This is a genomic window from Chitinophaga hostae (genome assembly GCF_018224885.1).
Classification (GTDB): Bacteria; Bacteroidota; Bacteroidia; order Chitinophagales; family Chitinophagaceae; genus Chitinophaga; species Chitinophaga hostae.
On sequence record NZ_JAGTXB010000017.1, the window covers coordinates 24860 to 48024 of the forward strand.

The 23165-nt window shown below is 48.3% G+C and carries 14 protein-coding genes; 4 read left to right on the top strand and 10 right to left on the bottom strand.

From position 1 onward, the window contains the following. Nucleotides 1-12 precede the first annotated feature (12 nt). Both KE626_RS25560 and KE626_RS25565 read left to right on the top strand, forming a co-directional pair. Nucleotides 13-447: a DUF983 domain-containing protein gene (locus KE626_RS25560; RefSeq protein WP_249207691.1), complete on the top strand. Its 435-nt coding sequence runs from the start codon at nt 13-15 to the stop codon at nt 445-447. Between the two features lie 21 nt (nt 448-468). After that, nucleotides 469-2142 carry a SulP family inorganic anion transporter gene (locus KE626_RS25565; protein WP_346344478.1) on the top strand — a complete coding sequence of 558 codons (1674 nt, stop codon included), beginning with the start codon at nt 469-471 and terminating at the stop codon, nt 2140-2142. Nucleotides 2143-2199: 57 nt separating this feature from the next. Here KE626_RS25565 and KE626_RS25570 read toward each other — a convergent pair whose 3' ends face one another. Then, on the bottom strand, nt 2200-2823 hold the full coding sequence (locus KE626_RS25570) for a class I SAM-dependent methyltransferase (RefSeq protein ID WP_211975860.1): 624 nt from the start codon (nt 2821-2823) through the stop codon (nt 2200-2202). Nucleotides 2824-2919: 96 nt separating this feature from the next. Between KE626_RS25570 and KE626_RS25575 the strand changes: the two genes are divergently transcribed. Beyond that, nucleotides 2920-3627 carry a Crp/Fnr family transcriptional regulator gene (locus KE626_RS25575; RefSeq protein ID WP_211975861.1) on the top strand — a complete coding sequence of 236 codons (708 nt, stop codon included), beginning with the start codon at nt 2920-2922 and terminating at the stop codon, nt 3625-3627. Here the strand turns inward: KE626_RS25575 and KE626_RS25580 are convergent, their stop codons facing one another. Beyond that, nucleotides 3628-4230: a methyltransferase domain-containing protein gene (locus tag KE626_RS25580; protein WP_211975862.1), complete on the bottom strand. Its 603-nt coding sequence runs from the start codon at nt 4228-4230 to the stop codon at nt 3628-3630. Between the two features lie 199 nt (nt 4231-4429). On the opposite strand from KE626_RS25580, the gene KE626_RS25585 reads away from it, so the two are divergent. Beyond that, a complete protein-coding gene (locus tag KE626_RS25585) occupies nt 4430-4636 on the top strand; it encodes a dodecin family protein (RefSeq protein ID WP_211975863.1) in 207 nt (68 codons plus the stop codon). A gap of 125 nt (nt 4637-4761) precedes the next feature. Here KE626_RS25585 and KE626_RS25590 read toward each other — a convergent pair whose 3' ends face one another. The 8 genes from KE626_RS25590 to KE626_RS25625 all read right to left on the bottom strand — a co-directional run bounded on the left by KE626_RS25590 (nt 4762) and on the right by KE626_RS25625 (nt 22991). After that, the gene (locus KE626_RS25590) at nt 4762-5400 is read right to left on the bottom strand and encodes a DUF4142 domain-containing protein (protein ID WP_211975864.1); all 639 of its coding nucleotides are present in this window, start codon (nt 5398-5400) and stop codon (nt 4762-4764) included. 95 nt (nt 5401-5495) lie between these two features. Continuing rightward, entirely contained in the window at nt 5496-6569 is a 1074-nt protein-coding gene (locus tag KE626_RS25595) for an alpha/beta hydrolase family protein (RefSeq protein WP_211975865.1), read from the bottom strand. 11 nt (nt 6570-6580) lie between these two features. After that, nucleotides 6581-8563: a TlpA family protein disulfide reductase gene (locus KE626_RS25600; protein ID WP_211975866.1), complete on the bottom strand. Its 1983-nt coding sequence runs from the start codon at nt 8561-8563 to the stop codon at nt 6581-6583. 37 nt (nt 8564-8600) lie between these two features. Continuing rightward, complete coding sequence (locus tag KE626_RS25605) at nt 8601-9959, bottom strand: RagB/SusD family nutrient uptake outer membrane protein (protein WP_211975867.1); 1359 nt, start codon at nt 9957-9959, stop codon at nt 8601-8603. A gap of 21 nt (nt 9960-9980) precedes the next feature. Further along, nucleotides 9981-13523 carry a SusC/RagA family TonB-linked outer membrane protein gene (locus KE626_RS25610; protein ID WP_211975868.1) on the bottom strand — a complete coding sequence of 1181 codons (3543 nt, stop codon included), beginning with the start codon at nt 13521-13523 and terminating at the stop codon, nt 9981-9983. Nucleotides 13524-13554: 31 nt separating this feature from the next. Beyond that, nucleotides 13555-14583, bottom strand: a complete 1029-nt coding sequence (locus KE626_RS25615; protein ID WP_211975869.1) for a FecR family protein — start codon at nt 14581-14583, stop codon at nt 13555-13557. Between the two features lie 89 nt (nt 14584-14672). After that, nucleotides 14673-15224, bottom strand: a complete 552-nt coding sequence (locus tag KE626_RS25620) for an RNA polymerase sigma-70 factor (protein WP_211975870.1) — start codon at nt 15222-15224, stop codon at nt 14673-14675. Between the two features lie 324 nt (nt 15225-15548). Then, on the bottom strand, nt 15549-22991 hold the full coding sequence (locus KE626_RS25625; protein ID WP_211975871.1) for a LamG-like jellyroll fold domain-containing protein: 7443 nt from the start codon (nt 22989-22991) through the stop codon (nt 15549-15551). Nucleotides 22992-23165 lie beyond the last annotated feature (174 nt).

Consider the following 23165-nt stretch of genomic DNA (forward strand, 5'->3'; position numbering starts at 1 on the left):
GAATACATGGTGATGAAAAAAACCAGTTTTATAGGTAGTATTTTTGCAAATAAATGCCCACGTTGCCGGAAAGGGAAATTATTCAAAAATGACCGTCCGTATGAACTAAGGAACGTGCTGGATATGCACGACTATTGCCCGGTATGCGGACAACGTACCGAGTTGGAGATAGGGTTCTGGTATGGAACTGGCTATGTAAGCTACGTGTTGGCGGTGCTGTTTTCTATATTTAACCTCATATGGTACTGGCTGATTTTTGGGATCACGTGGAGAGACAACAGCATTTTCTATTGGCTGGCCATTAACGGCATTATCCTTATGCTTTCCATGCCGCTATTGATGAGGTTATCCCGCACATTATACCTGACCTTCTATATTGGTCATGACCCGGAAGCCGAACACCGGCGGCAGCAAAGGAAAACGGATAACATCGTTAAACCATTATAAGCCGCTATTAACAGGTGGCCTGTGATTGAAGTATTTTCTATGTTCAAACCAGCATTACTCGAAACATTAAAAGGATATAGCAGATCTCAGTTTATAAAAGATCTGCTGGCCGGCGTCATTGTGGGTATTGTTGCATTACCGCTGGCCATTGCATTTGCCATTGCCAGCGGGGTATCACCGGAGAAGGGACTATATACGGCGGTGATAGCCGGTTTCATCATTTCTGCATTTGGTGGTAGTAAGGTGCAGATAGGCGGTCCCACAGGTGCATTTATCGTGATCGTATATGACATAGTACAGCAACATGGGGTGAATGGCCTTATCATCGCCACTTTTATGGCGGGAATTATTCTTATTACCATGGGAATTGCGCGCCTGGGATCTGTGATAAAATTTATCCCTTATCCATTAATAGTAGGATTTACCAGCGGTATTGCGCTGGTAATTTTTTCCTCACAAGTAAAAGACTTCCTGGGATTACAAATGGCAGCTGTGCCTGCTGATTTTTTTAAGAAGTGGGTGGTATATGGACAACATCTGTCCACTGTCAACTATTACTCGATGGCCATTGCAGCCTTTACCACCCTGGTGGTTTTCCTGTGGCCCAGGGTTACACACAGAATTCCCGGGTCACTGATCGCTATTCTTCTAACAACGCTGGCGGCAGGGTTATTCCATTTACCGGTAGACACCATTGGCAGCAGGTTTGGCGCTATTCCATCAATGTTACCTCATCCTTCTTTGCCACAACTTGATTTTGATACCATCCGGTTGCTAATACAACCTGCATTTACTATCGCCTTACTGGGGGCTATTGAATCCTTACTATCTGCTGTAGTAGCAGATGGGATGACAGGCAGTACACATAAAAGCAATATCGAGCTGGTAGCGCAGGGCGCAGGCAACATCATGTCGTCGCTGTTTGGTGGCATCCCTGCCACCGGCGCCATTGCCAGAACAGCTACCAACATCAGGAATGGTGGGCGTACACCGGTGGCCGGTATCACCCACGCGCTCACACTATTGCTGATTATGGTTTTTATAGGCAAATGGGCAGCCCTTATACCAATGGCAACCCTGGCCGGCATCCTGGTTGTGGTGACTTATAATATGAGCGAATGGGAGAACTTTGTTGCTATCATTAAAGGTCCCAAAAGCGATGTAGTGATATTGATTTTTACTTTCCTGTTGACAGTGGCAGTCGATCTAACCGTAGCAATAGAAATAGGGATGATATTATCTGCATTTCTGTTTATGAGAAAAATGGCGCAGCTCAGCAATGTCAGCATCATCACCGGGCAAATCAATACCGGCAGCGATCCGTTGGCAGCCGCCAAATATGCCATTCCCCCCGGGGTTGAGGTATTCGAGATAACAGGGCCACTGTTCTTCGGTGCTGCCTATAAGTTCAAAGACGCCAGCAAATTTATCGAAAATGCGCCCAGGGTATTGATCATCAGGATGCGGCTGGTGCCTATTATTGATGCAACAGGCATCCAGGCGCTTAAAGACGTGAATAGAGACATGCGGCATCGCGGCATAAAGCTGATCTTATCGGAAGTACAGACAAACAAGGTATATGAAGAGCTAAAAAAAACGCGGTTGCTATTCAATATTGGGAAAGCCAATGTGGTAGATACTTTTGAAAAGGCAATACAGAGGAGTGAAAAAATAATAGCGGAAAAACAACAGTAAATATCAAACACCAACCAACATGTAGCAAGAAGGAGTACGGCGATACTCCTTCTTTTGCTAGTCTTTTATCCAGAATTTCAGTAAACGATCTATTTCTGCACGCACCAGCCGATACCCCTGCGGCGCTTCATCTTCCGTACAATGATAGGTAACCAGTCTTGTACCGGCGGGGACTTTCCCCAATTGATAGTGTAAGTACCTGTTGTACTGATGATACAAAGTCCTGGAGTAGACAAACCTGTCATCTATCTTATAAGTACCGGGAAGATTCTCATAAAATGAATTGAAAAAATAAAAGTGGTCATATTGCCTAAAATCAAGCTCCAGCACATTACCATGCATAAAAGTGATATTATTAAAGCCTGCCATTTCTTTGGCAACCGAGGCATAACGCACCAGGTCAATGCGCTGCTCAATACCATAAAAAAATACATCCGGATTATAATACGCCCCAGCGATACAAAATTTACCCGGGCCACTGCCAATATCCAGTATTTTTGCACCCGGCGTTGCCGCCAGGAACCGGGAAGCCTTCTCCACCACCTTTAGTGGTGTCCAATGCTTTGAGGCCAGCGCCTGTATGTATAACGGATAAAGATGGTTAAAATTGAAATCGGACGCAAACCATTTACCCGTGTGCCCGGGCAATGAAGTTGAATGGGAAGGAGAAGTTGTATCCATGCTTTAAAGGTATTCATCATTCCATCATCCCGTGGTAAACTTTATCATCTCAAAAAGTAAGTTTTATCAATTTCTAAAGCATTAATTTTGCGGATTATGAGTATCAAGGGTATTTTTCCGATAGATAAATGGGATTTCAAAAGTGAATCTATCCTGGCTGACCTCCCGGCAGATGTATTTGAATTACTGACTGCCCATAAAAGCGAGCAGATTTACAAAAAAAATGAGATCATTTTCAGGGAGGGAGCTTATCCCTCCGGCATTTTTTATATCACGAAAGGAAAAGTCAAAAAGTATAAAGTAGACCGTGAAGGCAGAGAGCAAATCGTTTATGTGGCAAGTACCGGGCAACTGATCGGGTATCATGCTATTTTAGCAGAAGGCCGCTATCCCGATTCGGCTGCCACTATCGAAGAAAGTACGATCGCCTTTATCCCCAGGGAGGATTTCCAGCATGCGCTCAACAACTCTCCGCTGCTTAACACCCGGCTGCTCAAAACACTAAGCCATGAATTTGCAGTGCTGGCCAATAGTTTGACCATGCTTGCGCAGAAAACAGTCAGGGAAAGACTGGCTTTACAATTAGTTGTACTGCGGGAAAAATACAAAGTAAATTATGTGGAGGGAACTGCCGTAGAAATAAATATCAGTCGTGAAGATTTATCCAACCTCGTGGGTACTGCCAGGGAAAATGTAGTGCGTGTATTAACGGAGTTTAAAGAAGATGGTATACTGGAAACAAAGGGCAGAAAAATTATTATAAAAGACTTAAACAAGCTTATAAAAACGGCTAACTTGAAATAGTTACAATCCTCTCTTTATCCACATCTTTAACATAAGATCAACGGTGGCATCCACCAACTGATAACTGGGCGGCACTTCATCTTCCAGGCTATGAAAGGTCACCAACCGGGTACCACCAGGCTTATTATCCAGCTCTTTAAACATAAAACGTGTATAATACTTATACAAGCTTACGGAGTATTCCAACTCCTGGTCTATTTGCCCATCCTCAACCAGGTTTTCAAAAAAGGCGTTATAAAAATAGAAGTGATCAAAGCCATTAAAATCCAACTGCGTGAAATTGCCGTTAATGAAATCCACATTCTCCAGCCCCGTTGCTTCCCTGGCAGCCCGTGCAAAATGATACAGTTCTTTTCTTTGCTCCACACCGTAAAACATAGCTTCCGGGTAGCAACATCCGCCAATAAGACAAAATTTTCCTACCCCACTTCCTATATCAAGTATCCTGTTGCCCGTACCAGTAGCCAGAAACGCCGCTGATTTCTTTGCTACCTCCACCGGCGTCCAGTGTCGCTTCGACAATTGTTGTATCCGCTCCGGGTATAGCCAGTCGAAGGCGGCATCATTTGCATGCCATGTTGAATTCCCTGCAATATTTCTCATAGTTGGCCTTAGCAGGCGCACATTTTTTGTGCTGCAAAGCTAATGGAAGATCTACATGGTTTAACTGATACTTTGCAACTAAAAACCTGCAAAAAATCACTCTTGCTTTAGTACCCGACAAAAGCCGGTCATTCGCCCGACATAAAAGGTATAGTAATTGTGGCGACACTCCTATTATTTCACCACTAAACTATCCAATATGGCTATCGTAAAAGTAATTGAGGTGATTGCTTCTTCAGAAAAAGGATTTGAAGACGCCGTTAACAACGCTGTTGTAGAAGTATCGAAAACCATTCACAACATTGACTCTGTGTATGTGAAAGACATGAAGGTACACGTAAGCAATAGTAAGATAACTTCCTACGGCGTCATCTGTAAGGTTTCATTTAGAATAGACGAAAAATAAACCGGTTGGGTTGAGCTAAAGCTCCTGTTTTAGCTCAACCCAAAACCGTTGTTAACCACTACTGTTGTGAAGTTAATTTCCACAACCTGGTGTTTTATTTCCACTAAATCAACCCATGGGACCGCTTATTGATAAGGCGGCGACCCTACCGGTATGGGCACCACCTTCGTACCCATTTTCCTTTGCAGATTACGGGCAACATCAAGATGTTTGTAGAGCATTGGCAGGCTCTCTGCTGCAAAAGCCTTAATATCGCTGTCAAGCGCATTTTTCGCAGCATTTTGAAATTCCCGGATGTCCTTTTCATGGTCATCTACCATCAAATTGATGTAAGCGTTGTCGAAATCGCTTCCTTTTTTAGGCTGCAATTGTTCCTTTTCTTTTTTATGATGGGCAGATATGGAGTCGGGCAGCGTGATATCTTTCGACAGTGCCAATAGTTTTATTTTTTCATTGATTGTTTTATGATCATTAGCCATCAGGGTTCCCAGGTTCTTCACATGGGTGTTACGGGAGTTTTCCACGGCCAGTTCCCCCAAGGCTACTTCCATCAATCCTCCGCCGGCTGCCTCTACCAGGAAAGCGGCGTCACCTTTGGATGGTATGGCTTCGGTCGGGCCAGCAGCCTGCTTTTTCAGGCTGTCGATCCTGGCATTATTTATCTTTTTTGCACGCTTTTCACTATCCGGAGATCCGCTGTTACAGCTAAAAAAAAGGAATATAAATGTCAGGCTACAATAGAAAAATGATATGGACTTTTTCATAATACCCTCCTTTTTCTTATGGAGGACCAAATCCTATGCCACCAACAGATAGATGGCATATGAATTGTGGCGTTACAACTGGTGAAACGATGCCACTATTGAGCGGATACATACTCCAGTAGCCATTGCTTTATAACCTCCCACGCCGTTGTATCAAAGTCTCCGGGGAGTTTTGACAATTCCTCGTTGGTACAACTATGGCAACGCAGGAAGAGATGATTTAATCCCTGCAATACTTTCACAGTAACCACCTTGTTTCCATTTTCGCGCAGCGTACGTGCCACCAGGTCCAGGTTTTCCCTCCAGGGCACCATGATATCCTTATCGCCGTTTACAGCCAGGAAAGGTACCCGGATGCGTTCCAGGTAAGGTACCGGGTCATAGCGCAGGTGAAACTGGTACCATGCACTGCTGGCCTGCAGGATATAGGAGTCAATAAAAAAGCGCATGTGATCATATTTGCCGGGCATATCCTTTGCATACGCGCTGTCGTCTGAATGCTTCCAGGCATTGTAGGTAGTGCGTAATTTCGATTCCATCAAATTCGTATAGGCATAACGGTAAGCAGTGTCAAACATCAGTGTAGTAATCGTTTGATGCCTGCGCTTATCATAATCTGAAACAGGCGCCGCGTTGATAATGGCCTGATTCTGCAACTTCAGGGCATCAATTCCCCGGGTAGCGAGTCCTGCCAGCGTAACCACAAAATCTATCTTCCCGGTGGCAGCAGCGATGATGGCCGCTGCTCCTCCTTCGCTGTGTCCGATTAGTCCCACGGCGCCGACACCCGGTTGTTTACGCAACCAATCTGCCGCATCCAGGGCATCTGCTGCAAAATCTGCCGTAGTAGCGGTTTCGTATACCCCTGTGGTAGCACCTACTCCCCGGTCATCTGTTCGCAGCACGGCGAAGCCTATACGGACAAGGGAATCTGCCAGAACACGGAACATAGCATGACCTGCCATGAGGCCATCCCTGTTTTGTTTGCCGGTACCGGATACCAACACTACCGCCGGAAAATTTTTTCGTTGGGAGGGTACCGTTAGGGTGGCCCCAAACCGGATAGAGCTGTCCCTGTTGAAGAACAATACCGAATCACTTCGGAACGGGCTTTGTTGCGCTGTAGCATGTAATGCTGACAGGCAACAAAGCAAGTAAACCAAAAGCATCTTTCCTTTTATCATCCTTCCTTCTTCAGCAATTCAATAATATAACTGATTTCATCCGCCAGGGCGCTGGGACTGCCCATGTAGCCGTTGGAAGTCCAGCGGATAACGCCCTGTTTGTCGATGATCATTTTAGCAGGGATACCGCTGAAATGAAGCGCGCTGGCATAAGCACTGTAAGCGGCATCCAGGTGCCCGTCAGTCTTATTCTTTCCATCCAGCAGCACCTCCAGCCGGTAGTTTTTGGCAGACAGGAACTGCTTTATCTGTGTTTTATAATCCGGTTTTGTTTCCATGGTAGCGATAAAATAGAATTTCACCTTATCATCGGCCCGGTATTTATCTACCGCCATCTGCATACCGGGTAAAGCCTCTTTGCAGGGACCACACCAGGTGGCCCAGAAGTCGAGCACTACGATGTTTCCTTTTTGTTTGGATAGCTCCACGGTTCCTCCGTTTAGGCGTTCCAGTGAAAAGGCAGGCGCCGGCTCACGAATCAGTGCTGCCCGCAGATGCTCCTGCTGAGCCGTCAGGATGTCTTTACTCTTCATACCATCCAGGTACTGTTGGAAACCGGTTGCTGAACCGTGTTGTTTGACATACTTTTTCTTCACCAGCGCTATCACCTCCGGGGTGGCAATGTTGTTGCGCACGGCATTTTCAGCAATGGCCAGCGCCGCATCAGGATGGTTATTGTTGTTCAGCAGGGTGGCATACAGTCCCTGGAAATCGGCACGGCCGGCAGCTTTCATCTCCTTTACTTTTTCCATCCACTGCAAGGCAGTTTTATCATCTCCCAAAGTATGCAGTAAAGCTGCATGTCCTTTAAAGGCAGCCACCGACAAATCCAGCACCTGCTGCATCCATTGTTCCGGGGAATAATAGCGGCTTTCCACACCATCTTTGCGGTCGGCAAAGGCAGCAATACGTTCTACCAGTTTGGTGGAGTAAGGCAGGGCTTCCGCCGGTTTCAGGTCTCCGTGCTCCACCGCATTTACTATCAACTGCCGGTGAAACTCGGTTAGCGATATCAGCGAGGCCTGATCCAGAAAGGGATCCAGTGCAGATAATTTTTTGTCTTTCAGAAAAACGGTATACACCATTCCCCTGAAAGTTTTTTCCAGGTATAACGCCGATGTTTCGGTACTTACGTCTTTAAATTTTTCCGGCGGGAACTGCTTTATAAAATCGTTCCAGCGCAGTAAACGTTCATCGGGTTTGGCGATAAACATGCGATAGATCATCTGATCGCGGGCAGTGATCCCATCCGGATAGCGTGAAATGATCACCTTGTTCATACTGTCTGCCTGTGCAGGTTTCGCCAATAGATTGCGGTAGGCGTTGCTGATATCAATCAGTTCTTTTTCTGTCACATCCGGTAAACTGCTGATAAAGCCTATTTCCCGCGGGGTAATGGTATCGGCACGTTTAGGATCTGCGCGTCTTAATATGGTCATGGCATTATAAAAAATATGCCGCCGGCTTTCAGGATGATACTTTAATTCGGTATTCATCCAGAACAGGCCAATATCATCCGTAATGCGTGCAGCATCATCTACGATGGGGGGCGTAATATCTTTCAACGCATTGGTGCGCAGGAATGCCCAGGCGGCATAGTTGGTGGCGATTTCCCGGCCATTGATATCATGTGTCATCATCGCGTAGGTAGCCTTTCCTCCCCTGTCTGCAATGCCATTGGCGCTGAAATCAGCAACCATAATAGCCGAGTTAACAGGCAGGCGAAAACTTCCCACCCACCCGGTATCTACCATTTTCATGGGGAGATCGTATGCTTCCCAGTCATTGTTGCGGTATACCCACACTACTCCTTTCACCGGCGCCAGTCCTTTCAATGGCGTAGTTGCCGGGTTATAAGCGATCGTTGTCATCTCGCCGGAAACAGGATTGGCGGGCATTACATGAAAGGGTTGCTGCGCGCATACGTCGGTGGCAATGAGCCCCAACAGTGCAGAAAGCGCAATGCTAATTTTCTTCATCTTCATTTTTTAAAAGCAGGTTTCCGTATAAGGTTTATTATCTTGGATTTTGTTCTAATGCCGGGTTCAGCTGAATATTGTATGCCGGAACAGGGAACATATACCGGTTGCCGCCGGGCGACAGGGTGAAGGTTTCACCAGTTGCCACATTGGTACGGGTAATACTTTTGGCGAAGCGGGCATCTGTAAACAGTCTTTTCTGATCAAACCAGCGAATACAACGGCAGCATAATTCCCTTCTTCTCTCCTCTAAAACTTTTACCAGCGCATCGGTGGCGCCGGCAGCGGTTAATGGCGTATAAGCAGCGGCAGTAAAGCGTTTGGCGCGCAATGTATTGATCATACCCATAGCCGCATTTGCCTGCCCTGCTCTCGCCAGTGATTCAGCTTTTATCAGCATCACTTCCGGCACCGCTAATCCTATATTGCGGTTATTGCCGCTCACGATCTCTTTTGCATAGATGCGATAATTCACGCCACTGAGCGACAGCGTTTGTGTCAGGTAGCTGTAGCGATAGTCATCGGGCTGATACAGCGCCAGCAGGTCATTGCTCAATACCTGGTAAGCATAATAGGCATGGGAATTCGGGGAGGCTTTAGATAAAATAATTTCGGGATCATCAATGCGCTGCGGATAAACGGTAACGGCAGGCAGATTGAGTAACCCATTTTGTATCAACAGTGTACTATCTGCATAGCTGCCGGCGTTCGCATAGTCGCCCATCTGCAGCGATACCCTTGCCAGCAAAGCATATGCAGCGGCTTTGGAAGGATAAATGTTATAAGTATTATGTAACGGCAAATCAGCGGTCGCCGTATGCAGATCATCGAGAATGCTGTTATATACTTCTGCCACCGTAGCCCGTTTCGCCGTCACTGCTACGTCAGCTTTCAGCAGTAACGGCACCCCGGGTTCTGTGGCGCTGCTGGTTTTATCATACTGTCTGGCATACATATTTACCAGCGTAAAGTAGTTATATGCCCGGTGCACTTTAGCTTCTGCCAGCACCTGTTTTTTCAACGTTATAGTACCTCCACTGCTGTTCATCACCTGGTCTGTTACGAGATTGCAGTTGTAGATAGCAGCGTACAGGTTCTTCCAGTCGGGATCCGCGGTGGTCACGTCATAAAAGTCGGCGTTCCACATATACTGACGCATGTTGTCGGTACCGGTATTCTGTTGAATCACCGCATCGGGCAGCGTAATGTCATCCGAAGTGATGTCGGGTGCATCCATACCGCGTTCCAGCACCTCGTTATTATTCATCAGGTATCGAAAACTCGTGTAATCCGATGGGGTAATGGCGCCGGCGGTTTTTATATCGGTATACTTGCCACAGGCGGGCAGCAGCAAGGCCGACAAGGCTATAGCGAGAATGGAATAATATTTTTTCATGTTATTTTCTTTGTAGTCAGGTCAGAAGCCGATGTTGAGCGAAAAGTTGTAAGAAGCAGAGGGCGGCAGTTTCAGGTTGGCGATAGACGGCGGGAAGTCGGGGTCTATGCCATCGCTGTTTTTCGTCCATAGCAACGCCAGGTTGCGGGCAGCGCCTGTCAGTGAAATATTTTTCACCGGAAGGCGATGATACCAGGTTGCCGGCACGTCATACGTGAGAGATACTTCTCTCAGGCGGATATGATCTCCGGGTAACACATTAATGTCAGCATTGGCATAGCGGATAAAGCCTGCGCCGCTATTGCCCGAAAGCCCGGGTACATTGGTGAATGCTTCGTCGCCCGGTTTGCGCCAGCGCTGGTCTATCAGGCTATTCATCTCATAACTCTGTAACCCATACCTGCCGGGGTAATTGGCAGGAACAGAACGCTGGAATACATAACCCAGCTTATAGGTGAGCATTACAAACAGTGACAGTCCTTTATAGCGGAATGTTTGACTGAGACTGCCAAAATAAGGCGGGTTTACATGACCGGCATTCTTCAGATCATTGATATCCCTGATGGGCTGGTAGATATTCAGGGTATCTCCTTTACTTCCTTTTACGAGCGGACTGCCGTTTTTATCCAGGCCCGCATAACGGAATGTCATCAGGTAGTCCGTAGCATATCCCTGCAGGGGGCCGCCCATTCCGCCACTTTGCAGCAGGCTGCCGGTAATATTATAGCGCGCATCTGTTACCTTGTTGGTATTATAAGAGAACACGAAATTAGCAGACCATTCGATATCTTTTTTCCTGATGATCTTTCCACCAATGGCCAGGTCTATTCCTTTACCTTCCAGGGTGGCGGTATTCCGGGTGAGGTCATCGAAGCCAAGGGTGTTATCGATCGGGAAAGTAGCAAAGAGGTCTTTGCCTTTTTTATAATAGAACTCAATACTTCCGCTAACGCGGTAATCGAACAGGCTGTAGTCGATGCCGAGGTTATAGATACCGGTTTGCTCCCAGCGCAACGCCGGGTTCGCCGGCGACAGGATAAAGGCATAAGGATCATATGGCGACTTATAATCTGTTGCAAGCGCTAACTGGTCATATGGCAGCGCCGACATGCTGATATTGCCGTTAATACCGTAGGTAGCTCTCAGGGAGAGGCTGCTCAGCCAGGATACTGACTGCATAAAATTTTCCTTGCTCATGGCCCATGACAGGCCTGTGGACCAGAAAGGCTTTGCGCGATATTTTCTATCTAACCCAAAGTTATTATAGTCGTCGTAACGCGCGCTTCCCGACAGCGTATACTTACTGTTATAGGTATACGAAAAATTACCAAAGTAAGAAAGGTATCGTTTGCGCCGGTTGGAATAGCTGCCATTGCCGGGTATGTTACCTGAATAGCCATCCACCGTTATATAAGGCGTGGCATAATCCACCGGTTTATTAAACTGGTTTTGTTCATTGTAACCATACAGTGTACTGAGCCCGGTGATGTCGATGGTTTGCCTGATTTCACTACCAGCGAGGGCATTGACCTGGTGTTTACCTGCAAAGTTCTGATCAAAATTGAGTTGACCGCGGATACTGTAGTTATTTTTTGCAAACTCGTTCTGATTCAAAATGGCTCCTAACGGTATACCATATACGAGTTTCCCGTTGGAAATGGAAGTGGCGCTGTTAATGAGATTGCGGGTATAGTAGCTGCTATCGCTGTAAAAAAAATTGCCTTTACTGTTGGCCTTTTCCACCATGTATTGTGCGTTAAACGAAAGTCCTTTATAGATGGGGACATTTAATCCCAGGTTGGCGGCATAGTTACTTTCGTTCGTGGTGTTATCATTCATGGCCATTTCGTTGATGTAGTTGAGGCGCCATGGCAGGTATCCCTGCGCTTCGAGGTTGCTGAGCCGGCCGGAATAATAAGCACGGGAGAAATCAACGCCGTGCCCATTTACGTCTACCAATTGATCATAGGGCATGAGGGGGGAATACGAGCGGGCGTACACGCCGATGCCGGTATTCCCGGTTTTATAGCGGAACCAGCTGCCCCGGAGGTTGGCAGAAAAAGTGATGTTCTTATATATTTTAAACTCCTGGTTAACGCTCAGGGTCATTCTTTCGCCGGAAGTTTCTTTGGTGCTGGTATTTTCCTTATCATAGGCCCCGGAAACAAAATAGGTGTACCTGTCGGCGCCGCCGCTGATATTGAGATCATAATGTTGCGCAGATGCCGGCTGCAGCAGGTATTGGTTTACCTGGCTGCGGGAATCACGGCCTTTCAGTACGGCAAAGGCGGAGTCTTGCTGAGCCTGGGTTACCTCTCCTCTCTTGAGGCGAAACATCCAGTCCACCGCTTCACTGATGGGGCGCTGACTGCTGGCGGGCAAACCGGCCGGGTCGGTGATAAACCTTTTAGCTACCAGTTCCTGTTCATAGTTAATCATCTGGGCGGCATTCATAAATGGCAGGGTATTGAGGCGTGGTTTGCCGTTGCTCCCTGCGCCGGCGGTGAAGGAGATACGTGGCGTTCCGCCACCTGACTTCCCTTTTTTGGTGGTGATCACAATCACACCTGCAGAAGCGCGGGCTCCCCAGATAGAGGCCGCGGCGGCATCTTTCAGGAAAGTAACCTGCTCCACATCGGCGGGATTGATGGTGCGCATATCCATTTCAGAAGGAAAGCCATCTATTACGAGCAGGGGCTTATTGTTGGTGTTGTTATTAAGCGTACTGGTACCGCGTACCGCAATACTATAGCTGCCGTTGCCCTGTACATCGCCGATAAGATTGGAGTATACAAAGCTGTTATCTGATTCTGTGAGATTGAGTTGTACGCCAGGTACCTGTCCTTCGAGGCGGCTGATCAGGTTGGGTACCGGGATTTTTTCCAGTTGTTTGGCCGTTACCACGCCAAAAGAGCCGGTGGCGCGTTCTTTCGGCAATTTGGAGTAGCCCGTGGATACCACTTCCACCTGTTTAAGATTGCCTACCCTTTCTTTCAATATCACATTATATTCATGCTGCTGCCCGACGATGATATTCTGATGTTCATAGCCAACACTTGAAAAGGATACCAGGTTGGTACCGGGAGGGAGTTTGAGGAAGAACTCCCCGTTATCATTGGTTGACATATTCCTGTTGCCGTCAATAACGATTGTAGCGCCGGGAATACCCACGCCATCGGCAGTGGTAACACGTCCGGAAATAGTCCGTTGTGTTACCGCGGCCAATGGCGCTTCCGGTTTTACCGGGGTATCGTTTTGCTTTCTGCGGATCAGTACATTTTGTCCGCGGATCACAAAACCCAGTGTGGTGCTATCCAGCAGGCGGTGCAGCGCCTCCTTCAGGGGGAGGTTACTACAGTCCATACTGATAGCGGGCATGCCTTCCAGGTCGCGGGCCTGGTAACCAAAAATCATCCCTGTTTGTTGTTGCATCTGTCTGAAAATTTCTTTCAGAGATACCTGCCTGCTGTGAATCGTCACTTTAGCGTCTGCCTCCTGGGCATATGCATACGAAACATGCAGGTATAGCGCTGCCAGCAGCACTGTAACAAATTTTCTTGTCATCGTACTTTAATTGGTTGATTTAAATGCTGCGTTAATAAACTACATAACCATCTTTGGTTTTATCGAACCTGGCATCTGCCAGTTCGCACAAAATCCGGAGGGCACTCTCAACAGATGTCTGTTTTTTAAATCCTATCGTCAGCACCAGGTTGGTGAGCGATGGGTTATTTAACCGGATGTTGATGCCGTAAAAGATCTGCAGATCCTTTACAATATCCGCCATTGTTTCATCGACGAGATTGATATCTCCCCGTTGCCAGCTGTCGACCAGCAGTGGCGCCACCTGGCGTTCTTCTATTTTGTTATTACTGGTGGTCAGTCTCATTTCCTGTCCGTTCCCCAATACGGAGATAGCCTTCGTATCTTTCGTAATCTTTACCTTGCCCGTTACCACCGATACGATCAGCTGTTTACGCCCGGGATACGCTTTAATATTGAAAGCCGTACCCAGTACGATAGTAGACACTCCTTCCGGGGTATGAATAATGAAAGGCCATTCTGCGGCATGTTGCACATCGAAATAGGCTTCTCCTTCCAGGTATATTTCTCTTTTATCTTTTCCGAACGTATCCGGGAAACGAAGGATGGTAGCGCCGTTTACCAGGATGCGGGTACTATCGGCCAGCACAATCAGTTTTTGTTCCTTGTTGCCCGTACGTATCGTCGTTACTGAGGCCACTACATTCGTGGATGCGGTATCCGGGTGACTGGCGATGCCAACAACCGGCTTTTGCGGCGCATCTGCCAGGTACACGGCTCCTGCAGTAACCAGGAGCAGCAGGATAGCTGCGGCTGCCCAAAGGCGGTATCTCTGCGTCTTCAGCGGCCTTACCTTCGGATCAGGTATGCTGCCGGGCAAACTGATATCGCCATAGCGGCTTACAAAGGCCGACGACGGTACTTCCTCCCGGATCCGGTCATAATGTTCATCCATCAGCGCTATCAGCGACTCGTCGGTATGGTTCGAACGAATGTAGTCGAACAGCTCATTACGCTGCGCTTCGGTACCATTACCGGAGATGTATAAATCGAACAGGTATTTAAAATATTCCCTTTCCAATGGTGTATGTAATTTTGGCCGGCGTTATGCCGTGGCGTATATATAAGACGAATACAAAATTGCCCGGTCCTATTGCAGCATAAACTTTTTTAAAAAATACGAAGATGGCTGCTGACGAATTTGCGTAAAGTGGAGAGCGCTGCAGTAAGCTGATTTTTTACCGTATGGGGAGATAGTTGCAGCTCCCGTGCAATCTCCTCGCGGCTCATGCCATTGATCTGGCTGAGCTGATAAATGATACGACGCTGCGGAGGCAGATGACTGATCGCTTCAGCGAGGGCCAGCTGAAATTCCTTCACCTCCACTATTTCAATTGTTTTATTTTCCTGCCATTGGTGATTCCGGAAGTACTCATCCCTTAATTTACGGTCGTTGGCCAGTTTACGCAACACGTCAATAACTTTGTTACGCACCATAAAATAGAGATACTGCTCAATATTGGTGATCTCTTCCAGGTCGTCCTTCTTTATCCATAATTTGATGAAAACATCCTGGATAATATCGCGGGCCAACAGCTCCGATTGCACCATATTGCAGGCAAATACATACAAACGATGCTCGTACTGCCGGAACAACAAGGAAAACTGCTCCTGCTGCCGGCGTCCCGTATCATTTACTTTTTCTTCCTGGTACTCCCCCATATGCTGCCCCTGAATAATTGACCTGCTAGTCGCTGTCTGATATCTAAATAATTGATATAAAATGGTTTAAGACAATCCCCTGGCCCTGGTATACCGCCCCCGGCGATACCTGTTAAACGGTTGATTATCTTATAAGACGATTCAAAAAAGGGCTGGTCCTATTGGCGGAGCATTTTTTTTCAGATAGCACAAATTGCCGCCGGCGGGTGCTGAAAGTAAAACGGCGCTTCAAATATATAAAATAAGTGTCAGAACAACATGAAAAACAACAGGTGTAAAAAAGGCCGGGAAACCCCGGCCTTTTCATCTTTTTAAAATATTCGGCTACATTTTAATCACCGTGATGGTTTCCCTGTTCTTCCCCTGTACCACTTCTACCATATAGGTACCGGGCATTAACCGTTCTCCAAAGATGATTGTTTTATCTGTTCCCCTCACTTCTTCCACCAGCCTGCCATTCAGGTCGTACACTTTTACAGCTGCTATACCTTCCCCGTAGGCTGGTAATTGCAATGTAAAGCGCTGTGTACTTGGATTAGGACTTACTATTACGCGGAAGTCATTTTCAGCTGCCAATTTGGTAGCGCCGGCAACACATGCGCCCAGCCTGTCGCCATGCGCCAAATGCGTCGGTACTTCCGTTTTATTTACATTCAGCGTAAATGAACTTCCACTACCGGTTTTGTGGCATATAATTACCTTCTGATAACCACCACGTATATCCGTTACTGTTACTTGTTTACTTACAAAGGCGGTGCAACCATTCGCATCAGTAATGGTAACGGAATAGGTATAAGTACCGGCGGAAGACGGGCTTACCTGTGCCGTGGCAGCGGTAGCGCCTGTTGACCACTTATAGGTGTAAGGCGACTTCCCGCCTGTTACCTGTGTGGTAAGCTTCAGCGATGAAGGGCCATAGCCCAGGTAGATGGTATTGGCTTCTCCGCCTGGTTTTACTGCATACGCGTCAGGAATGGTTACCGACAATTGCGCATTGTTGACCGTAAGTGTGTAGCTGCAGTTGCCGGTGTTACCGCATGCATCTGTGGCTGTCCAACTGACATTGGTAACGCCGGTATGGAATGCCACACCAGCCAGGCTGGCTACGCCGTTCCCGGTGGTAGCGCCACTGAGCGAGTAGCTGAAATTAACAGCGCTGCAATGATCGGATGCTGTGATATCCAGTTCAGTTCCTGCAGCGGTATAGGTACACCCGCCGCTGTTGACTTGCCGCACGGCGTTGGCCTTACAGTTGATCAACGGTGCGGTTGTATCTTTTACAGTGATTGTTTGGGCGTGACGGGTCCATCTGCCTGCGTTGTCCCTGGCGGCCCAGCTGCGGGTAATAACCAGGTTAGCGGCGCAGGAGCCGTTTGCCATCATGTCTGTATAGCTGATAACCGGCAGGGAATCTGTATCGTCCTGCACAGCGGTTGGAACACCCGTAACATTTGGCGCGGCATTGTAACCACAGGTGTCATTCCTGACAACAGTAATATTTGCCGGCGCCGTAAAGGCAGGTGCTGCATTGCTGGTTTGCATAAATACCAGCTGCTTATTGCGGATATCAGTAGCTGCGGTGCCCATAGCTACGTCAGGATTTCCCTCGGTGGTGGCGCCATTGGCGGTTACGCCCCAGTTGCCTGATGCGTTAAACGCCCTGTTGCTGAGCTGCAGATTGTGTAAACTATCGACCGCATTCGTTAATGCGATGGTGCTGACAGCAGTTGCGGCGCTGTCGCCATAGCTTCTGATGATCCAATACTGCCCATGATAAACATCTCCCGCAGGCGCTGCATAAGGTGTGGCATTCAGCCTGCTCACTACGGCTTCGCCTTTCGGATAACCGCCTCCTGGTTGATATTTTAGGGCGAGGCCTACCTGGTCGAAATGATAACGTCCGGCGCTGTCAATAGTAAGCGACTGACTTTGTCCACGTGCAACCGGAGCGGCAGACGCTTCATGTTGCACACTGCTGTCGGCAGCCACGATATAGGCATTCCCCGATACCTCGGTGAAAAATGCGGCGCCGGGTTGTCCCTGTCCCTGCAGGTATACTTTTAATCCTGCAGTACCCGCGTCGACGGTATGATACATATTTTCGCGGATCTGCGACTGGGTACGGGCGGTGCTCCAGATCCTGAATTCATCCAGTGACCCGTTGATACCATCTCCCCCGGTATTATTCACGGTAAACCCTGACCAGGTTGCCGGGAAAGAAGAAGCCGTTCTAGTGCCCACCAGTTGCCCGTCTCTGTAAACATTTACCACACCATTGTCGAAGCTAAATGCGTAGTGGTGCCAGGTATTCAGATCGCTGAAAGCGCCTGGTATTTCCACGCGGGAAGCTGCGTTATTCGCTACGCCAACGCTCATGCTCTTATCATCGTTTGCATGTGCCAGGAAACTTCCCCAGCCGTTGCCTATCTGCTGATTCCAGCTCTGCGCGTTATTGGCTTTGAGCCACCATTCAATGGTAAACACGACCGGTTTCCAATTCAGACCATTTACCACGATACCCGCGTCGCTGCCGTCAAATTTATAAGCTTGTCCGGCTAACGTATCCACCTGTTCAATGCCGGTGGTTTTATTAAAGGCGAATTGTCCGAAGCTGGTCAGAGAATCTACTGCATTAAAGCTGAATACCACATTGCTATCGGTGGCAGCTACCGTTTTACCGTTAAGCGCCCAGTTGTTTCCGAAGGCATTAAATCCGCGACGATACAAGCGGTACATACCTGCACCGGAGGCGCCGGCGCCACTGCTGATGCTGAGTTTTGTGAGACCGGTGAAAACAGCGTTACTTCCGTAATTGTTGATCACCCAGTAAGTACTGTCCTGCGCGGCGGGCAGCAAATCATTAGCCGGAACAGCATTCAGTTTGCTTACTACTACTTCGCCGTTAGGATGAGTACCTGTAGCAGAGAAATCCAGGCTGATACCTGTTTGTCCGAAACGGGTGACACCCGGCGACAGGATCTGTTTTGTTTCACTTACACCTTTTGCAATTGGTGCATTGGAAGTGGTTCTCACCGCATTTACCAGGCGTACCGGGTAACCATTTCCGGAGATATCTACCACACCATTCTGCGATGCCTGGAACTGCAAACAAAGCTTTAATCCTGCCTCAGTACCTGTGGCAGTAAGGTGCATTCCTTCCCTGATTTGTTGTTGTGTTTTTTCGACGGTCCACATCCTGAATTCGTCCAGTTCGCCGTCAATAGCGTCAGCAGAATTAGCGCCGATACGGAAAGTGGTCCAATTGGGCGGATAACTGGAAGCAGTTTTGCTGTCAATCAGTTTCCCGTCGCGATAGATCTTAGCGGCCCCGTTTTTAAACGTATAGGCATAATGGTGCCATGCGTTCAGGTCAACATATGCCGCCGGCACGAGGAGTCTTGAATTAGTGTTGTTGGCTACGCCTATATTCAAACCGCCGCCGCTGTCGGCATGCGCCAGGAAGGCGCCCCATCCGTTGCCGATGCTCTGGTTATAGTTTTTAAATGATCTTGGTTTCAGCCACCATTCAATAGTAAACTCAGTGGGTTGCCAGTTCAGGTTTTGCACCTCCAGGTAATCGCCATTACCATCGAAGTTCATCGCCTTTCCTGCAGTAACTTCCACCGGAACGGCTTCCTGTTTCAGCGCAACGCTGTCCAGTACAGTAGCGCCGGCGCTGATGCGAATGTTGCCCTGGTATATGCCAGCCGTGTCGGGTACAAAACGAACAAATACTTTCGCCTGCTGCAGTGTTCCTCCTGTGGTGGTGATATTAAGCGCAGCCGTTGAATTAACGTAAGCAGTATCATTCACAGATATTTCAAAACCCCCGGGCGCGGTGATGCTGACGGTTGACGGCAGGTTGGCGCCCGACAGGGTAAACTGCTGCGGCCTGGTAACCACGCCTGCTCTCACATCTGCCAGCGTAAGCGAATCTGCTGAACCATACATAAACGGCTGATCATCTTTCATCAGCAGGTATTGCTGGTAGCTGGTCTGGTTATTAATGGTAACGGTATTGGCTATACTGTCGGCTGCACCGGCAGCTCCGGAGTACTGCCATTTACCGTCGGTATAAGGCAATCTTGTAAACACCAGTATTTTACCCGGATTAACAACATCGCCGGTATTGATACCTGCGCTCGTTTTAAGTGTCAGGTTCATGTTCACGGCGCCTGCTGTAGCAGCATAACGGTGTCCTATCCAGAATTCCCCTCCTACGCGGAAGGCCGATGGAGAGAAGCCGCTGAAGATCGCGGATGTAAGATCGATCTTTGAAAATGATGCCGGCTTACCATCCTGTGCATTGTAGAACGCCGTTACATCGGCCCCGTTGCCGAAAACAATGTTACCGGCAGCTTCTGTGCTGACATAGGTGGCGCCTGTTCCAAATGGATAGCCTGCCTTTACTTTCTGCAACGAACCGGTTTGCGAGAGCGCTGTTTTACCTTTCACCTCATAAGTTTCCGGTTCCATGTTGTCGAAGTTGACATAATAAACCAGTCCGGTTTCATTTCCTCTTAACGGGTGGTGCATATTTTCCCTGATCTGCGCTGCTGTACGTACGGTATTCCATATACGCACTTCATCCATTTCACCATTATAGTAAAAAGACGATCCGTTTACACGAACACCCAGGCGTATGTTACCGGGCAGGGTGGTCAGTGCCCCTCCGGTGCTCCAGGAATCCCAAAGCGTACCATCGTAGTATAGTTCTGCAGTGGTATTGGCCGGGTTATAGGTAAGTGCCATATGATGCCATTCGCCTTTATTATTTGGCAGTGTATACGTACGGGTTACATTCCATAATGATAACTTCCACCCGTTATCACCGCCGTTGGTGGCCAGGGTAAAGTCGCCCAGCGTAGTGCCGGTGCCGCCGGCCAGGGTGATCGCTCCGCCGTCGCTGTTATATACGCTGGTTTTTACCCAGCATTCGATGGTTCTTGGTTTGTTACCATTCACCGCATCGTTGGTTCCCAGTGTCATTGTTTCTGCACCATTAAATTTCATGGAGTTACCCGGGGCCGGCTGGAAGCTGTGGTCGTCGCCGAATGCATCTATGCCATCCAATTTACCTTTGAGGCGATAGTGCCAGGTTTCACCTGATTGAATGCCAATAGGTACCCATTGTTGCAGCGGGGTAAAACTGGTACCGGTAAAGGTGCCAGGTATAGTGAATACCGATCCATATGCGGTGGTGGGACCATATTCAAAAGTCACGGCGCTAAGCGTTTTACCTAAGGCGTTCACGCTGCCGGTCAGTAGCACACTGTCTTTCCTGACATTAAAAGCAACACCCGTGATAACACTGTTACATTTAAAGAGTCCAACATCCTTCCGGATAGCATTACAGCGAAGCCCTGCCTCACCGTTCGTGCCAACAGCACGCACGGCGTACCATTCTTCCTTTGAGGCGTCGGGTGCGCTTACATTAAAGATCGTATCTGTGGTAGTGCCTATGGAGTCCATATACTTCTCCCCCAGCTTAAATATTTCATAATGTACACCTGTGGCCGGCACTTTATTCCACGACAGCTGCAGCGCATTATCGCATACCCAGTCTGTTTTAAAACCTGTTGGAACGGGCATCACATGCACCGCTGCGGATACGTTGGATTGCGCACCGCGTTTTACCCTTATCAGTATATTGGCAGCCAGGTTCGGGACATTCCATTTAAACTGCCGTTTGGCAGCAGCAATATTAGTGGCAATGGTATCCCAGGAAACGCCGTTATTGGAGGAGTATTCCAGGTCGAAATTTCCCGGTGTGCCAAAAGCATCCCAGCGGATATACTCCTGTTGGCCCGGCGCCATTGATTCACCGCCCAGCGGGTAGCTCAGCAGCACTTCATCTTTAATGAACTCATATACCACGAAAAACTCCTGGGGGCCTTGTGGCACGTTAAAGCCGTCTACAAATACATTGTAAGTACCGGCAGCAGGATTATCGATCGTTACCTGTTCCTCGTTATTGATATGATCCGTTTTCCTGGTAGGCAGCGCATTGAGGTTAACTGCGTTGGCGGTGGTATCCAGTCCCCATGGCAATGTAGTACCGCCGGACGGATCGTTTACGGTTAAATCAAGATCGTTTACCAGGGCCTGGGCGGCACCGGGTGTGGCCTCATAGTCAGTCCAGTACACCATTACGCGCAGCTGTGCCGTACCTGCGGGCACTACAACGGGAAAGCTCTTACGGCTACCCTGTGCGATGCTGTCGGCCGCGAATCGCCTGTTTTTGATCGCCAGGTAGGCGCGGCGTACGTTTGGGCGGCCAAAACCGCTTTTAAAATCAATACCGGGATTATAAACATCATCGGCAGTATTCATCATCACTGCTTTAATCAATGCGGCCGGTACCGGCGCCTGAAGTTCTGTTTTATAGGCCTGGGAAAGGATGGCAAAGATGCCGGATATTTTCGGGGCTGCAAACGAAGTACCGCCCTGTCCTTCTATCGCCAGCTGCGGAACAATGCGGCCGTCGTAAGCAGGTCCCTTACAGGTCCAGTCGAGAAAATTATCTTCATAATCTGTGCCGCTGATTGTCAGGATATTCTTTGCGTTTTTGGCTTCGCCGGATATATTACCCCATCCGGCCATCCCGTTGTACTTACCTCCCAAGGTCGTATAGTCGCCTACGTTACCGGAAGAATATACCAGCATCGCTTCGGGACGGGTACGTTCAAAATTATCGTGCTCCTGTGAAGTGCTGTTATAACCCGCAGTAACGGTACGGTTATCGGTATTCCACCAGCCGTACGACATATTGGTGACGCGAATCTTTTTTACGGGATCATCATACAGTGTATAAGTATTCTGTCCGGAAATGGCCAGTATATTAGCTCCCCAGGCATTGGAGCGGTCGCGCGGGTTGATGTTCCCTGCACCACCCAGGTAGCTGGCCACACCGGATGGATGGCTGGAGGGATCGCCGGGCTGATTGGTTCCGTCCATAACACGTCCCTGCAGATCCGGTCCTTTATACATGCCGTTTTCCCGGACCATCACATTTACGCCGTCGCCATTAAACAATACACCGCCAAAACCAGAGTTTACATAGTTGGAACGCCCGAAGTCATTACTGAATATATCTTCCTTCCCGGGCTCGGCCACTTCTTTTTCCGGCATGGGGGCATCGCTTACAGGCTCAATAAACTTGATCTCTTTTACATTGACCAGCGAACTTAACTTATTTTGCGGCACCAGTATTTTCCATTGCACAGGAGACGTGCGGTCAATAATAGTGGCATGCCGGAGGATGTTTTTCTCGGCAGCCACGGCATCAGCGCCCGTATAGAGGATTACCTGTACTTCTACATTATCTCCTTTCTTTGCATACGCAGGGATTTTCCCGTCAAACAGACCGGGAGATAGTTTCAGGCCTTCGTCGACCGGTAATATAGTACGCACTCCTAACCCCGACAGCTGATCAGCGCTTACCTCTTTTTTGAAATGGGCATAATAGGCCAGGTTAGGAAAATAGTCCAGCAAGGTAATACCCAGGCCTTTCAACGCAGCCCGCTGGTTTTCCGTGGGCAGCTGATCAAACTGTACCAGGAAATAGTCGTTTCTTACAAAAAACACCCTGGTATTTGCGCTATTGGAGCGGATAGTGTTATTGTCTACCCGGAATCCTTTTCCGGGAGTAAATTTTTTGTTGACATGAAGAATACGGTAGTCCCTTTCCCCGGGACCAGGTTGTTGCGCCTGTGCGAACAATGACAGCACACAACACCCTAAAAACAGGAGTAGCTTTGTTTTCATAATAGGATTACTTTTTCAGGAAATAAATTACACGTGGTACGTCGTTTCAGGGCATAGCATTGCCGTTCCGCCAGGTGATGGCCGTCGGAAATAATAAGCGATCAAAAACTACAGGTGCAACGGGTATCAGATCCTCAAGGCACGAAGGGTCCTGCGCAGTAAGTACAACGATAA